Below are 14,073 nucleotides of genomic sequence, written 5' to 3' on the forward strand. Positions count from 1 at the left end.
ACGATCCAGGCGGATGCCGGCGCGCGTATGGCGGCGCGCTGGCCGGTCTCCCTGAGTTGTTGCACTGAGGGCAGGCCGCCTCCGGCGGAGCGGGCGCGGGGCGCCCGCGGCGAGGCACCGCGGTCGTGCAGTCAGTCCTGGTCCTGCACCACGTCGAAGCCAACCGCTACGCAGAATGAAAATGGTTCTGTGCTGTGAATGGCCCTTACCGGCGTGCGGGTTACACCGAGATCAAAAGGATATCAGTGATACCGTGAATACTTTCGATCTACGGCAATTTGGGTCAACAAGTCGGCCAGCACTTTGGGATAGGGGGTACCGGACCACGTTATTGGTATAGGTGTACGCGATTGTTGCGGGAGAGGCGGCAGTGTGGCGGTGCGAAACTCGGCTCTAAAGTCCGCATCCAAACTGCTGACAGTTAAGCCGTGACCCAGCCGGACGGAGCGCGCGCAACGGCTGTGTGGGCTTCACCTCGATGGTCGGCGACCGCTTGGTTGCTGGTCCTCGCTGTGGTCGCACTCGCAGTCAGCCTGCTGATCAACGGTAGATCGGTCACGACGCCGGCGGATAAGGCGCGAGTACTCGCTGCTATGCCTCTCACCGCGGCTGGCGCCGAGGCGGGATCGAATACGCCGTTGTTCACCGTCTCCGAGATGGCTCCGGGGCAGCGGTTCGAACGGTGCATCGTCATCATTGCCGACGCTGCGGGTTCGGCCGTGCGTTTATCCGTCAGCGGGGTTTCCGGCGCTCTGGCCCCTTGGCTGAAGGTAGAAGGTTCTACCGGAACGGGGGCGTCGCGAGGTTGCCGCGACTTTGTTGCGGGCGGAGCGGCGTTCTACACCGGCAACCTTGCCGCCCTCGCAAGCGAGGGAACTGAGGGCGTGGCCACCGGCTGGATTCCCGGAGGCCCCCAGCGCCGCACATTCCGCCTTGCCGTCGAGGTAGCCGATGACGCCCGCGCTGCCGGCGCACAGGCAATCGCCACGCTGGTCTGGCGACTCCAGGGGTCGTACGTGCCCTCGACCGCTCCGGTGACGACCACGCCCGTGGGTCCCGGCGACGGCCCGGGAGGTTCCGCTCCCGCCAACACACCTCGCGCCACGCCGTCGATCCTCGCCCGATCGAGTTCGGCGACTGCGCCCGCGGCAACTTCGTCAAGACGCGACACCACGTCTTCGGCGGCACTGCCCAAGGGCACTGGAGTCGGCGGGGCAGCCCGACCGGAAGCCTCGGCTCTCATCGCGCTGCCGTGCCCTCCGTCGACGGCCACTCGGATGGCCGATTTGATGTTCGGGGTAGCCCGAAATTCCGTCCTGCCGCTCCTGCTTCTGCTGCTCGTCCTGCTGTTCTTGGCACTGCAGGACCGGTTCGACCGTAAGGACCCAAAACTCGCGGAGGCTCCGCTTTACGGCGAACCCGACCAGGCCTTTCCGGAAACTGGCACGACCCCTTGGAGGACACAGTGACACGAAACGTCCATCCGTCGCGGTTCAATTTGCTTCCGCTTGCCGAACGTGTGAAGTGGTCGACCTCGCTTCGCGTGGGCCTTGCCTTGGTGTTGGCCGCGTTTTGGGTCTTGCTGCCGCAGGAGCGCCGAACAGATGGACAAGGGTTGCTAGCGGTTGCCATGGTGGTTGCCTGGGCCGCGTTGTTCGCCGCAGCGGCGCCTCGGTTCGGTCGGCGAACCGCGATCGTGGCCGCCAACATCGCCCTGCTTGTCGACGGCCTGGGCCTTGCAACGGCGCTACACGCGTACGGCGGTGTGCTGGGGCCGGTCAGCGTCCTGATGGTGCTCCACGTCTGCGGAGTCAGTCTGCTGATGTCGTTCCGCTCCGGGGGCAAGGTTGCGGTGTGGCATGCCCTGATGGTGCTGTGCGTTCTTCAGGCCGAGCAAGCCGGCCTGCTGGTCGTCACCCGGCCGGCACCGTTCCCGCTTACCGGCTACGTGATCTTCGTCGTGCTCCTTGGCTCGGCGGCGCTGGCCACGTCGCTGTACGCGGCGCTCAACGAGCGCGAGCTGCGCCGGCGCCGTTACGACGCCGAGGTGCTGCGGGGCTTGGCGGTGGAGTTGGAAACCTGCAACGACCTTAAGCAGATCTCGACGGCACTGGCACGGCTTGCGGTAGACGATCTGCTCGCGGAGCGCGCTTTGGTGATTGTCGAACCGTCGACGGACGAGGAGGGATACGGGCTGACGTTCGTGGAGGTGGGATGGCCGTCGCTGCCCGACGGTCTTGGTGCAGACCGGCCGACAGGCGCCCGCGGGTCGGTGCTCGCCGATGCCGAGGAGGTATCCGTGCTCGCTCGAGGGCTGGACCCGCGTCGGGACGCCTACCTCCTCGATCGGCTACCCGGCGCCCAGCGTCTGGTCGCCCTGCCCCTTCCGCTTGGGCCGGCGGGACGCGGACGACTGGTGCTTGACATGGGCACTCGTAGGCGGGTCGAGCACCGGATGATGTCGACCCTGCTACAGGGAATCGCGCATGTCGGTCTCGCACTCACCCGCGCCCAGTTGGTGGAGCGGCTCCGGCTGGCGGCGGAAACTGACGGCCTGACCGGGGTGGCCAATCGCAAGTCATTCGACGTGGCCCTCGCATACCACAGCGCGCGCGCTGCACGCACCGGCGAGCCGTTAGCCGTCATCCTGATCGACCTCGACTTCTTCAAAAAGGTCAACGACACCTATGGGCACCAGATCGGCGACGAGGTCTTGCGGGCGGCGGCCGCCGCCCTCAAGGGCGCGGCGCAGGACAGTGAACTCGTCGCCCGCTACGGCGGCGAAGAGTTCGTCGTCATCCTGCCCGGTGTCGACGTCGACAACGTCTGGGAGACGGGCGAACGCTTCCGCAGGTCCGTCCGGGACTGCTCAGCATCGGTTCCGGTCTCGTGCAGCATCGGCATCGCCTGCCAGCCGCCCGGCGGCGTCACGCCGGGCGACCTGCTCCACGTCGCCGACCAGGCTCTATATCTTGCGAAGGAGCGAGGCCGCGACCGTGTTGAGGTGGGCCGCTTCACGGGCGAACCGCTCCGTGCGTCGGCGGTGGCCGCGCAGTATGAGGGATCGGCACGGCAGGTCCACAGCGGCTGAGCCACGTCCGGCGCCGGGTCAGCCGGCCAGCAATCAAGCGTGATCTTGAAAGGCCCGGTATGAGGACTCCGCTCGTGCACGGACGACTTGGGCGCTCCCGCGCTGGCCATCGCGCGGACAAGACCGCGGGATTCGTTCTCGGCCAACGGTTGATCCTTCGGTCCTACGCGCTTCAGGTATTACTTTATGTTCGGCACGCGGTGATCGCGAGTGTCGCCGCGTTGCTCGTCCTGGCCGTCGCGCCCGCACTGATCGGCTGGCGAAGCACTGTCGTTGTCTCTGGTTCGATGACGCCGGCCATCCAGCCGGGTGACGTCATCGTCGCCCGGCCTGCCACATCCGACACGGCTGCGCGCACCGCGCCGGGGGCGGTGGTCCTGGTCGACAATCCGGCCGCGCCCGGAGAGCTGCTGATGCACAGACTGGTCGACTACGACTCCAAGGGCCAGATGATTTTGAAAGGCGATGCCAATCCCGAGCAGGACAGCACGCCCGTTCCGATGCGAAACCTCAAGGGTGTGGCGAGCCTTCGCATCCCGTTCATCGGATTGCCGTTCCTCTGGTTCCAAGAAGGCCGCCACCTTCTCGCCCTCGGCACTGTAGCGCTCCTCCTCGCCCTGATCATCTGGCCCACCGCCGGTTACGACGAATCCCGCCCCAGCGCCCCGGCCGGTCGCCACCGCGCACGAAGGGCGCGCCGCGCAGGTCTCAGCCATGACTGAATTGCCGAGGGTGCCGTCCTAAGCGGCATCGTCACTCAGCCGAAACAAGATGTGGGGCCACCTTCGCCGATCGCGTGTGGTAAGTGAGCCTGTTGCGCTTGGCCGACCGCGAAAAAGAGAAGAAGGGATCGCCATGAACCCGATCGAGCAAGTGGCACCGGACCGGGTGGGAAGACGCCGCCAGCGTAACCGTGGTGTAGTCGTCATGGTGGCTCTACTCGGTTGTTTCGCCATGGTGTGGCAGGCGTCGCACGCCGCATTCTCGGACACGACCACCAACACTGGCAACACCTTGGGCGCTGGCACAGTCGTGATCAGTGACAATGCTGCGGGCGCGATGTTCACCGCGCCCGCGCTCGCGCCCGGAGCCACCGGCACCGCGTGTATCGGTGTGGAGTATCTGGGCTCCTTGACGAACCCCGCGGTCAAGCTGTACTTCACCGGGGCGCAGGAGTCGAACAGCGGCGGCGCCTACGGAGCCTGGGCCAACGACGCCACGTCGGAAGCCGACGACAACCTGAGCATGCAAATTGAAGTCTGGAACACCGACCTCGGCAGCAACCCGGGCTACAACAATTGCACCCCGGGTGGCGCCGGTTCCTTCGTCGACCTCGCCGGCGTGGCCCCCGGAACCAATCTGAAAAGCCTGATCAATGCAAATACCGACTACGCTACCGGCTTGCTCTCTCAGTGGGGCACTGTTACCGCAAACATGTGGCGGGTCTTCCGGTTCACCTACACGTTTTCGGCTTCGGCGTTGGACTCGGCGCAGGGCGACGGCGTCAAATTCAACATCGTCTGGGAAGCGCAGCGATAGCGAGAACTGGAAAGACAACGGCGGATCTCGACATGGACGAGAAGCCGGTCGCCTGTTGCCGAGCGGTCGCTGAAGCCGGTCGGCCGTGACAAGCACGATCCGGTCGGTGCAGGCAGCGGGAAGGCGCGTCGCGCACGGTGGCAAGTCGGTGGTCACTGAGGTCGGGTCGGTCGAGGTACGGGTGTCGCCGGGAGTTGGAGCTCGTCCGAGCCGCAGATCTTCCGCAGGCGTCATCGCCGCTTGTTCGGGGATGTCAAGAAGCGAGTCAAGCAAAGAGTTTCCCACGCTTTTCGCGTGTGCGAAAATGGCCTAATTCAGACGTGCACAAGTACGTACGCGGCCCATGATCAGAAGGGCGCGGCATGACCGTAAACGCGAGCGGGCGACGGCGGAACGCCCGTCAGCCGCGCCGCGGGCTGGTGATCGTCGTAGCGGTGATCACGTTTGGCGGCGTCACTCTCGTGTGGCAGGCGAGCCACGCGATATTCGTCGGCGCTACTTCCACGGGCGTGAACACGATCGCTGCGGCCACGGTCCCGAATGCCACCGGACTGACGAGCTCGCGGCCGTGCACCGCCATCGCGCCTACAGCACGGGCCGTGTCCTCCACGGCGGGTCCGACGTCTTACGTCGATGTTCCCACCCCCGCGACCCAGGCCGGCGACCTCCTGCTCGCGGTGGTGGTCGCTACCGACAGGTCGGACCCCATCACCGCGATGGACAGCGGCTGGACCGCCGTCGGCGGCCAGGTGACCAGTGCCCCCGACAACCTCGCCGCTGTGTTCTGGCGCATCGCGACCGCCAGCCCGCCGGCCAACTATGGGTTCAGCTGGAACGACGTCTCCGACCGGGGCGCGGCAGTGCTCGCTTCCTACTCCGGGGTGGACACCATCGCGCCGATTGCCGCGATTTCTAACGCCAAGGGCACCAGCAGCACCAGCGTAGCGGCGCCGGCCCAGAATCCGGCCCGCAGCCCCACCCGGCTCGTCGTGGCCACGACGGTCAACTCGACCGCGGTCCTGACCGGTCCCGCCGGCATGACCGCCCACGGGGACATCGTCGCGACCAACTCCGAGGCCCGGTTGTCGACCTGGGACGAGCTGCGCGCCAGCCCAGGATCCACCGGCACCCGCACCACCACCTGGATCGGCAACAACGACTACATCACCTTTTCCATCATCATCCAGGGGCCGGCGAGCGGAACAAGCGATCCGACCGTGACGCTGAACTGGACTCCGCCGACGAACACCTGGGTCACCGACTACGACGTACTTCGCGGCGCTCCCACCATCCGCGTCGCCGGGCGTGTCACCTCCACCTGGACCGACACTGGCACCACCGCCAGCTCCGGGTATACGTACACGCTGAAATCGATCGCGGGGTCCTGGGCGTCCTCCGGAATCAGCGTCAACGTCGCAGCCTGCCCCTAGAAGTGCTGCCGCGCCTGTGGCGTGCCCACCAGCGGAGCCTCACCGAGACCGGCCGCAACCGCGACGGATACGTTTTCGTCGACGCCAAAGGCCAGCGGCTACGTCCGGGCTATCTGACCCGCCGCCTCGCCGCGCTTGTCGCAGCATGCGAGCTGCCACCGGTCCGGCACGCACGACCTGCGGTACGGTGCCGCGTCGCTCGCGCTGGCAGCCGGCACTGACTAAAGGTCGTCCAACCGCCTCGGACTCGGCGCGGCCTCCCAACCTTGACCAGATATCGGCGTACGGGCTCCAGCGGCAGAGCTGCGGTGGCTGGCCGTGCCCGACGACGCCGAACTTGCACATCTGCTTCACCCACCACGTGGATTACCTGCTCACGTGGCTCGACGACTACCCGCCGACCAGGTAGACCCGACTGCGCTGGCCTCCATCCGGCGAAGCCTCGGCTGGATGATCGGGCAGGCTGCTGTCGAGCAAGGCGATCGGCCCGCCTCGACGGAAACAGCCGCAGGTCTGTTGGTCGACTTCATGTGGTGGCTGGACACCTGCGAGGACGTACAGGTCGACTCCTTCGTCGCGGTGAAGCTTCAGGAGGGCACGGGCGCATGGCTGGACGACCGCGCTCGCCGCCCGAGCCAAAGGCACAACGATCTACCTCGCTGACGGAGCGTCGTCGGCGCTCTCCTGACGACCCCAGCCCCTCCGAGCCGTCAGCAGCTTTGGTCCTCGACGCCTCGTCGGAGGAAGTCTGCGACTACACGGAGGCGATTCGAGTACGACGCACTCCCCGACCAGCCTGGGCGGCCCTAGGAGATCGGGCAACAACATCAATAGTCCAGGCGCGTACGGCGGCACCGCCGATACCCCAGCGCCGGGATTAGATGACAGTGGACGACCGTCGTGTAGCCGCGCAGCGTCGACGGTCGCACATCCACGGACGACCGTCGTGTAGCCGCGCAGCGTCGACGGTCGCACATCCACCTGGTCCAACCAGTCGAGCGGCCACCTCCGCACTGTCCATGTCTGTGCGAGAACCCGCAGGCGCAGTTCGGCGACGGCCGCGTCCCGCGCTGCGATCGCGGCCTGCTCGGGTGCGAAGCGCCCGCGGCGGAGCCTTGTCGGGAGCCCTCAGCATCGGTCACCTTGATCCAGTAGTGCCAGCGCCCGTGGGAGAGGTCCTTCAGGACGGAACACCGCGCACCCCACTGCCGACCCGTCAGCGGATTCCGGCAGTCGCACCGTCGGTAGGGCATTCCGGCGATCGATGGGGCTCCAGGATCCGACCAGGATCGCGCGCGCCAGGACGACGCCTGCTGAGCAGGCCACCACGATGTTCGGAGGCGGGGCGGCTACCGCTGCCGCTTCGGCGGATCTTCAAGCGAGCCACGGTGGAACGGTAGGCGGTGGCTCAACGATGATCAAAACCGATGGCTGTGAGTCAGAGGTTCAATTCACAGCTGACTCACGTCACAGGGAAGCTGATCAACCGATCAGCATCTTCCCTGGTCGTACATGGTGCGCCGCGTAGGACTTGAACCTACAACCCGCGGATTAAGAGTCCGCTGCTCTGCCAGTTGAGCTAGCGGCGCTCGTTGGCAACGGAGAAACACTAACACGGCCCTTGGTGATCTTTAAAATCGGCCCGGAGGTGGTCCGCCACCCGTCCGGAGGACTCGATCTCTTGCATCCATGAGGCAGGATGTCCCCGAACTTCAGAGGGGACGGGGCAGCATGCGGCGCACGCTTGTGGCAGTCATGGCGATGGCGGTGATCACGCCGGTCACGCTGGCGGCGTGCGGTGGGGGCAAGAAGGAGGACAAGGTCGCCGGCGCGCCCTCGACAAGCGCGGGTGCGAGTGCGAGTGCGGGCGCCCCGCGGGAGGAGTCGGCTTCCGTGCCGGTCAGCCTCGCGGTCACCCCGGCTTCCGGAAAAACTGGTGTGCCGGTCAGTGCCGAGATCGGCCTCAAGGTCGCCGGGGCCAAGGTGACCACCGTCACTCTCAAAGACTCGGCCGGTGCCACGGTCGCGGGGACGTTGCGTGAGGACGGTTCGGCCTGGGTGCCGAGCAAGCCGCTCAAGACGAAGCAGAAGTACGTGGCCAGTGTCGTCGCCACCGGCGAGAACGGCGAGACGAAGACCGCCGCGACCACGTTCACCACGATGGGGGCGCCGGGTAGGAAGACCGGCACCGGCCTCTACCTCTTCGATGACCGCACGTACGGCGTGGCCATGCCCGTCGTCGTGGAGTTCAGCCCGGGTATCAAGAAGGCCGACCGCGCCGCCGTTCAGCGCCGCCTCTTCGTCACCACCACGCCGGCCCAGCCGGGTGTCTGGTCGTGGACCGACAACGGCACCCAGGCGTTCTACCGCGGTCCGGAGTTCTGGCAGCCGGGCACCACGCTCAAGGTCCGTGTCGCGGTCGGGGGGCTGCCTACCGGCGGCGGGCGTTACGGCGACCGGGATCGTTCGGCCACGTCGAAGATCGGCCGCAAGTTCGAGATGAAGGTCGACAACGCCACGAAGAAGATGACCGTGGTGCAGGACGGAAAGACGATCAAGACGATGCCGGTGAGCCTCGGTAAGAAGAGCACGCCGTCGTCGAGCGGGGTCATGGTCGTGATGGAGAAGATGGCCGACACGGTGTTCGACACCAGGGCCGAGCTCGGCCCGGTCAACGGCTACCGCACCGAGATCCAGTTCGCGCAGCGCCTCACCTGGTCGGGTCAGTACATTCACTCGGCTCCGTGGTCGGTCGGCTCGCAGGGGCGCCGCAACGTGTCGCACGGCTGTGTGAATGTGGCGCCCGGCAACGCGCGCTGGCTGTTCGACAAGACCCTGATCGGTGATCCGGTCACGGTGAAGGGCACCGAGGACAAGCTGGCCTACGGGAACGGCTGGACACCCTGGGACAAGACCTGGGCCGAGTACATCAAGGGCAGCGCTCTGCCGGTTCCGGACTCGCTGAAGTGACCAATGTGTCTAATGCTGCCAAATCGGTCCAAATGTAAGAACGAGTAATCGTCGCGGCACGATTCCGGGATTGGTCACCGGGAAAGATAAGTGCAGTATTGGGCGCGCCGGGACGATCGACGCCGTGAGGGGACCATGAAGACCTGGGGAGCAAAGGGAAGGTGGCGGCTCGCCGCGATCACGGTGATCGCGGGCAGCGTGCTGCTGAGCTCGGGCTGTGGTGACGGTGACAAGAAGTCGTCCTCGTGGCAGGGCGGGGCGCAGCCGGGCAGCAGCGCCGGCGCCCCCGGCGGCGAGGGCGATCAGCCGTCGCCCCAGCCCACGCTGAGCACCGTCGCGGTGACGTCGCCGGCCGCCGAGGCGAAAGGCGTCGGCGCGATCGAGCCGATCAAATACTCGAGCGAAGATCCCGAGAACACCACCGTCAAGGTGACCGACGCCAAGGGTGAAGAGGTCGAGGGCACCCTCGACAAGGACGCCAAGACCTGGACCCCGGCCAAGGCCCTGCCGTGGGGCACGAAGTTCACCGTGACGGTCACCGGCGCCGAGGCCGAGGGCAAGGGCAACACCGCCACCAGCTCGTTCACCACGATGGCCAAGCCGGCGAAGCTGGTGCGCGTCTCGAGCTTCCTGGGCGACGGCCAGACGGTCGGCGTGGGCATGCCGCTGATCATCAAGTTCGGCCGGGCCATCCCCGAGAGCTACCGCGACGACGTCGAGCGCCGCATGAAGGTGACCTCCACCCCGGCGCAGGAGGGCATCTGGCACTGGACGAGCCCGACCGAGGTGCACTACCGCCCCAAGGTCTTCTGGCAGGCCAACTCGAAGGTCTTCTACAAGGTCGCGCTGACCGGCGTCCCGCTGGGTAACGGCTACTACGGCCGTTCCGACCTGACCGTCGACCTCAAGGTCGGCCGCTCGTTCGTCATGACGGTGTCGAACAAGACCAAGCGGATGACGGTCAAGCAGGACGGCAAGGTCATCAAGACGATTCCGGTCAGCCTCGGCAAGCCGAGCACGCCGTCGTCGAGCGGCACGATGGTCGTCATCGAGAAGAAGAAGCACACGATCTTCGACACGACCGACGAGTTGCCGGCCGGTCAGGGCTACAAGACCCCGATCGACTTCGCCCAGCGCATCACGTGGAGTGGCCAGTTCATCCACGCGGCGCCGTGGTCGGAGGGCAAGCAGGGCCGTACGAACGTCTCGCACGGCTGTGTGAACGTCTCCGAGGCGATGGGTGCCTGGCTCTTCAGCCGCACGATGATGGGCGACCCGATCACGGTGTCGGGCACCGAGGAGAAACTGAAGAACGGCAACGGCTGGACCGACTGGAACATGAGCTGGGAGCAGTACAAGAAGGGCTCCTACCTCAAGTAGAACCCCACCGAAGTGAAAGGCCCGGTCGGCGACGACCGGGCCTTTTTCCGTTGTACGCCGGGAGATCGGCTTAGCCTGGCGAAATGTCCCGAATTTGGATCGTGATCGCCGTGATCGCGCTGAGCGGCTGCGACGGTGCCGCGCCCCAGGAGGCCGCGCCTGCCCCCGCGAGCAGCCCGGCCGCCCCCAGCGCCGCCGTCGACGACCCTCCCGGCGCCCTGACCTGCGCGGCTCTGGCCACGGCGATCGCCCAGTCTTCCCTGATGGTCGCCGGCGTCGTCGACGACGTGGTCCGGAGCAGCGCCACCGCCGACGCGCCGGTCGCCGACGCCGCCGAGCGCCTTGGGGTGGCGTACGCGAAAGCGGTCTCGGCGGCCGGAACGGAGCAGGAGCCGGATGCCGTTGCGGCGGTGGGAGCTGCCGCCTCGGACATGTCCAGTGTCTGTTCGGACAGTGGGCTGAAGACCGTCGGATGATCACGAACGCGGCCGGGTGGGATCTAATCGTGCGGCAAACCGCGTTCTGTCTGACCTGCACGTTCTTGAGGTGTTTGGCCGACCGTAACCGGTTCGTGACGCGAGTGGGTCACATTCCCTCTCACGCTCACATCCGAAAGTGCAGGATGCACTCTCGGAGCGGGTACAAGGAGGAGACCGCGATGGCCACGATCCATCACTTCGACCACGGGTGGATCACCCCCACCATCAGCTACGTCCTGTCTGTTCTCGGTTCGATGCTCGGCCTCACCTGTGCCGTGCGGTTCCGGTCGGCCTCGGTGCGCAGTGAGCGCATCTGGTGGCTCGTGCTCGCCTCGCTCTCGATCGGCGGCACCGCGATCTGGAGCATGCACTTCGTCGCGATGATGGGCTTCAACGTCGACGGCACGCCGATCCGCTACGACGTCGGCCTGACCGCGGCCAGCGCGATCCTGGCCGTGGTCGCGGTCGGTGTCGGCCTGGCGATCGCGCTGCTCGGCAAGGGCGCGCGCAACCTGCGCATCATCCTCGGTGGCATCGTCGCCGGTCTGGGCGTCGCCGCGATGCACTACACGGGCATGGCCGCCATGAAGCTCAACGGCGACGTCTCGTACGGAATGACCCTGGTCGGTGCCTCGATCGGCATCGCCGTCGTCGCCGCGGCCGTCGCGCTCTGGCTCGCCGTCACGGTGCGCAGTCCGCTGGTCATCTTCGTCGCCGCCCTCGTCATGGGCGTCGCGGTCAACGGCATGCACTTCACCGGCATGTTCGCGATGTCGGTGAGCTCGCTCCCGTCGGCCGGTGACCTGCCGGGTGCGACCGCGAGCGGCATGCTGGTCCCGATCGGCGTCGCCGTGGTCTTCGGGATCATCGCCCTCGCGTACGTCCTGATGTCCGCCCCGACCGAGGAGGACCGCGCCGCCTCGGCCTACCTGGCCCAGCGCCGCGAGGAGGCGGCCGCCCGCGCCCCGCAGCCGACGGCCCCGCGCGACCCCAGCAGCCTGGCCTCGGCCAACTGGACCTACCGGGACCGCTCCTCTCGCTGAGACTTGCGCCACACAAAGGGCCGGCCGAAAGGCCGGCCCTTTGTCATATGACGCTCCGAGGCCGAAATCGCCGAGACGACGCGTCAACTTCACATTCGAGGCGCGACAGTCACGTTGAGTAATCATCTGATCAGCGGAGCGAACTCCCTGTCGTCACTTGTCTCCCTCTCGTTTCTGGCGCCGGACGCGGTGGCCGATCGGGTGATCGCCGAGGTCCGCACGGTCGCGCGATCGTGCCTGCCTGTCACAACCAAACGCGGATAGCCTCTTTCGCAGGCAGCGGAGTGTGGCGATCGAGGCGAGGACGATATGGGCATTGGCATCCTGGGTACGGGCTCTTACCTGCCTGCTGAGGTGGTCACTAATGACGATCTGGTGCGCCTCGTGCCGGACGCTGATCCGGAGTGGGTCGCCCGCAAGACGATGATTCGGGCTCGCCGTTTCGCCGCTCCCGACGAGGCCGCGTCCGACCTCGCGGCCGAGGCCGCGCGGGCCGCGCTGGAGAGCTCGGGGCTCGAGGCGGTCGACATCGACTACCTGATCGTCTCTACGTCAACCGGTGACTCTCCGCAACCCCCGACCTCGTCGTTGGTTCAGGCGAAGATCGGCGCGAACCGGGCCGCCTGCTTCGACATCAACGTGGTCTGCGCGGGCTTCGTCTTCGGGGTCGCCTTGGCCAACAGCCTCGTCGCGATGAACCCGACCGCGAAGGTCCTGGTGGTCGCGTCGGACGTCTACTCCCGCATCCTCGACTTCGGCGATCGCCGTACGGCCGTGCTCTTCGGCGACGGGGCCGGCGCGGCGGTCGTGGGCCGGGTGGCCGAGGGCTACGGCTTCCTCGACCTCGAACTGGTCTCACGGGGCGAGGCGAGCGAACTGATCCACGTGCCCGCCGGCGGCAGCCGACTGCCTGCCTCGGCCGACACGATCGCGAACGGCGACCACTACTTCAAGATGAACGGCCGCGGCGTCCGCGAGTTCGTCAACAGCGGCGTACCCCCGGCTTTCGAGAGCCTGCTCAAGCGGGCCGGCGTGGCCGTCGAGGACGTCGACCACTTCGTGCCGCACCAGGCCAACGGTGTCATGCTGGCCGAGCTCGTCGAGGCGGCCGGACTGGGTGCGGCCGCGACCCACCTGACCCTCGACCGCTACGGCAACGTCGGCAGCGCCTCGGTGCCCGTCACGCTCGACGACGCCGTACGCAAAGGCTCGATGAACGAGGGCGACATCGTGCTGATGGCCGGTTTCGGCGGCGGCATGTCGGTCGGCGCCGCGCTGATGCGCTGGGGCGGCGTCCGCTAGGGGCGCGGTTGGACGAGCCAGTTCCAGGCGCGCTTGAGCGTGTCCTGGAGCCCCTCGTCGGCCACGCGCGCCGACGGGTCCTCGCTCGGCTCGGGCAGCTCGGCGCCCGGCACGCTGAGGATCACGCCGTGCTCGAAGAGGCCGCTCACCTTGGCCGCCGGCGCGAACCGGTGCCCGTGCGGCGTCTTGACGATCAGCCCGTGAAAGACGTCCTGCTGCTCGTCGTCCAGCACGTGCTCGACCTCGCCGACGCGCGCACCCGACTGGTCGTAGACGGGCGTGCCGTCCTTGAGCACGAGGTAGGCGACGGGCGCGCCGAGATCCTCGGGAGCTTCGTTCTGAGTCATGGCCGCGGGGTACCCCCGGGCGGCGCCGACTATGCCTGCGCCGCCGGCGGGAGACTGGCGACCTCGCGGTAGAACCGGTTGATCTGCCGCACCGTCGACTCGAACTCGTCGAGGCCGAACGGCTTGGTGACATAGGCGTTGGCGCGGTGCTGATAGCTGGCGACAATGTCGGGCTCGGCGCCCGATGTCGTCAGAATCACCACCGGGATGGCCTTGAGCCGCTCGTCGGTCTTGATCGCCTCGAGCGTCTCGCGCCCGTCCATGCGCGGCATGTTCAGATCGAGCAGGATCAGGTCGGGCCGGCTCGCCTGCGCATAACTACCCTCACGTCGCAGGTAGTCGAGCGCTTCACGGCCGTCGGCCACCCGGTCGACGCTAGCGCGCGTCTCCGCCGCCTCGAGCGCCTCAGAGATCATGAGGGCGTCGGCGTCGTCGTCATCGACGACGAGAATCTGCAGGCTGCGCACAGGCCTCCCTTGTTTGCTGTGCCGC

Annotated in this window: 14 protein-coding genes and 1 tRNA gene; 11 read left to right on the plus strand and 4 right to left on the minus strand. The window is 67.0% G+C overall.

Annotated features, from left to right (window positions below; all coding sequences use genetic code 11):
- Positions 1-428: 428 nt before the first annotated feature.
- The 4 genes from EER30_RS32290 (at position 429) to EER30_RS32305 (ending at position 4,630) form a co-directional block, all read left to right on the plus strand.
- Positions 429-1,469, plus strand: a complete 1,041-nt coding sequence (locus EER30_RS32290; RefSeq protein ID WP_127504450.1) for a hypothetical protein — start codon at positions 429-431, stop codon at positions 1,467-1,469.
- Positions 1,466-3,091: a GGDEF domain-containing protein gene (locus tag EER30_RS32295; RefSeq protein ID WP_127504451.1), complete on the plus strand. Its 1,626-nt coding sequence runs from the start codon at positions 1,466-1,468 to the stop codon at positions 3,089-3,091. Before EER30_RS32290 ends, EER30_RS32295 begins: the two co-directional genes overlap by 4 nt.
- A 200-nt stretch (positions 3,092-3,291) precedes the next feature.
- Positions 3,292-3,813, plus strand: coding sequence for a S26 family signal peptidase (locus tag EER30_RS32300; protein WP_164842548.1), 522 nt, complete (start codon positions 3,292-3,294; stop codon positions 3,811-3,813).
- Between the two features lie 133 nt (positions 3,814-3,946).
- Complete coding sequence (locus tag EER30_RS32305; protein ID WP_127504453.1) at positions 3,947-4,630, plus strand: hypothetical protein; 684 nt, start codon at positions 3,947-3,949, stop codon at positions 4,628-4,630.
- A gap of 400 nt (positions 4,631-5,030) precedes the next feature.
- On the opposite strand, the gene EER30_RS32310 is transcribed toward EER30_RS32305, so the two are convergent.
- The gene (locus EER30_RS32310) at positions 5,031-5,210 is read right to left on the minus strand and encodes a hypothetical protein (RefSeq protein ID WP_127504454.1); all 180 of its coding nucleotides are present in this window, start codon (positions 5,208-5,210) and stop codon (positions 5,031-5,033) included.
- Between the two features lie 19 nt (positions 5,211-5,229).
- Between EER30_RS32310 and EER30_RS32315 the strand changes: the two genes are divergently transcribed.
- Both EER30_RS32315 and EER30_RS32320 read left to right on the plus strand, forming a co-directional pair.
- Positions 5,230-6,060 carry a hypothetical protein gene (locus tag EER30_RS32315; protein ID WP_127504455.1) on the plus strand — a complete coding sequence of 277 codons (831 nt, stop codon included), beginning with the start codon at positions 5,230-5,232 and terminating at the stop codon, positions 6,058-6,060.
- 318 nt (positions 6,061-6,378) lie between these two features.
- Complete coding sequence (locus EER30_RS32320) at positions 6,379-6,723, plus strand: hypothetical protein (protein WP_127504456.1); 345 nt, start codon at positions 6,379-6,381, stop codon at positions 6,721-6,723.
- An 850-nt stretch (positions 6,724-7,573) separates the two neighbouring features.
- Here the strand turns inward: EER30_RS32320 and EER30_RS32325 are convergent.
- Positions 7,574-7,649 (minus strand) — tRNA-Lys (locus tag EER30_RS32325).
- Between the two features lie 142 nt (positions 7,650-7,791).
- On the opposite strand from EER30_RS32325, the gene EER30_RS32330 reads away from it, so the two are divergent.
- The 5 genes from EER30_RS32330 (at position 7,792) to EER30_RS32350 (ending at position 13,234) form a co-directional block, all read left to right on the plus strand.
- Positions 7,792-9,030: a L,D-transpeptidase gene (locus tag EER30_RS32330; RefSeq protein WP_240670438.1), complete on the plus strand. Its 1,239-nt coding sequence runs from the start codon at positions 7,792-7,794 to the stop codon at positions 9,028-9,030.
- Positions 9,031-9,165: 135 nt separating this feature from the next.
- Positions 9,166-10,410, plus strand: coding sequence for a L,D-transpeptidase (locus EER30_RS32335; protein ID WP_127504457.1), 1,245 nt, complete (start codon positions 9,166-9,168; stop codon positions 10,408-10,410).
- Between the two features lie 83 nt (positions 10,411-10,493).
- Positions 10,494-10,886 (plus strand): hypothetical protein, encoded by a 393-nt coding sequence (locus EER30_RS32340; RefSeq protein ID WP_127504458.1) that lies wholly within the window; start codon positions 10,494-10,496, stop codon positions 10,884-10,886.
- 182 nt (positions 10,887-11,068) lie between these two features.
- Positions 11,069-11,932 (plus strand): MHYT domain-containing protein, encoded by an 864-nt coding sequence (locus tag EER30_RS32345; RefSeq protein ID WP_127504459.1) that lies wholly within the window; start codon positions 11,069-11,071, stop codon positions 11,930-11,932.
- Positions 11,933-12,241: 309 nt separating this feature from the next.
- Positions 12,242-13,234: a 3-oxoacyl-ACP synthase III family protein gene (locus EER30_RS32350; RefSeq protein ID WP_127504460.1), complete on the plus strand. Its 993-nt coding sequence runs from the start codon at positions 12,242-12,244 to the stop codon at positions 13,232-13,234.
- Here EER30_RS32350 and EER30_RS32355 read toward each other — a convergent pair.
- On the minus strand, positions 13,231-13,581 hold the full coding sequence (locus EER30_RS32355; RefSeq protein WP_127504461.1) for a PRC-barrel domain-containing protein: 351 nt from the start codon (positions 13,579-13,581) through the stop codon (positions 13,231-13,233). The genes EER30_RS32350 and EER30_RS32355 overlap by 4 nt on opposite strands.
- A 29-nt stretch (positions 13,582-13,610) precedes the next feature.
- The gene (locus EER30_RS32360; RefSeq protein ID WP_127504462.1) at positions 13,611-14,048 is read right to left on the minus strand and encodes a response regulator; all 438 of its coding nucleotides are present in this window, start codon (positions 14,046-14,048) and stop codon (positions 13,611-13,613) included.
- Positions 14,049-14,073 lie beyond the last annotated feature (25 nt).

The sequence above is a fragment of the Actinoplanes solisilvae genome (assembly GCF_003999975.1).
Classification (GTDB): domain Bacteria; phylum Actinomycetota; class Actinomycetes; order Mycobacteriales; family Micromonosporaceae; genus Actinoplanes; species Actinoplanes solisilvae.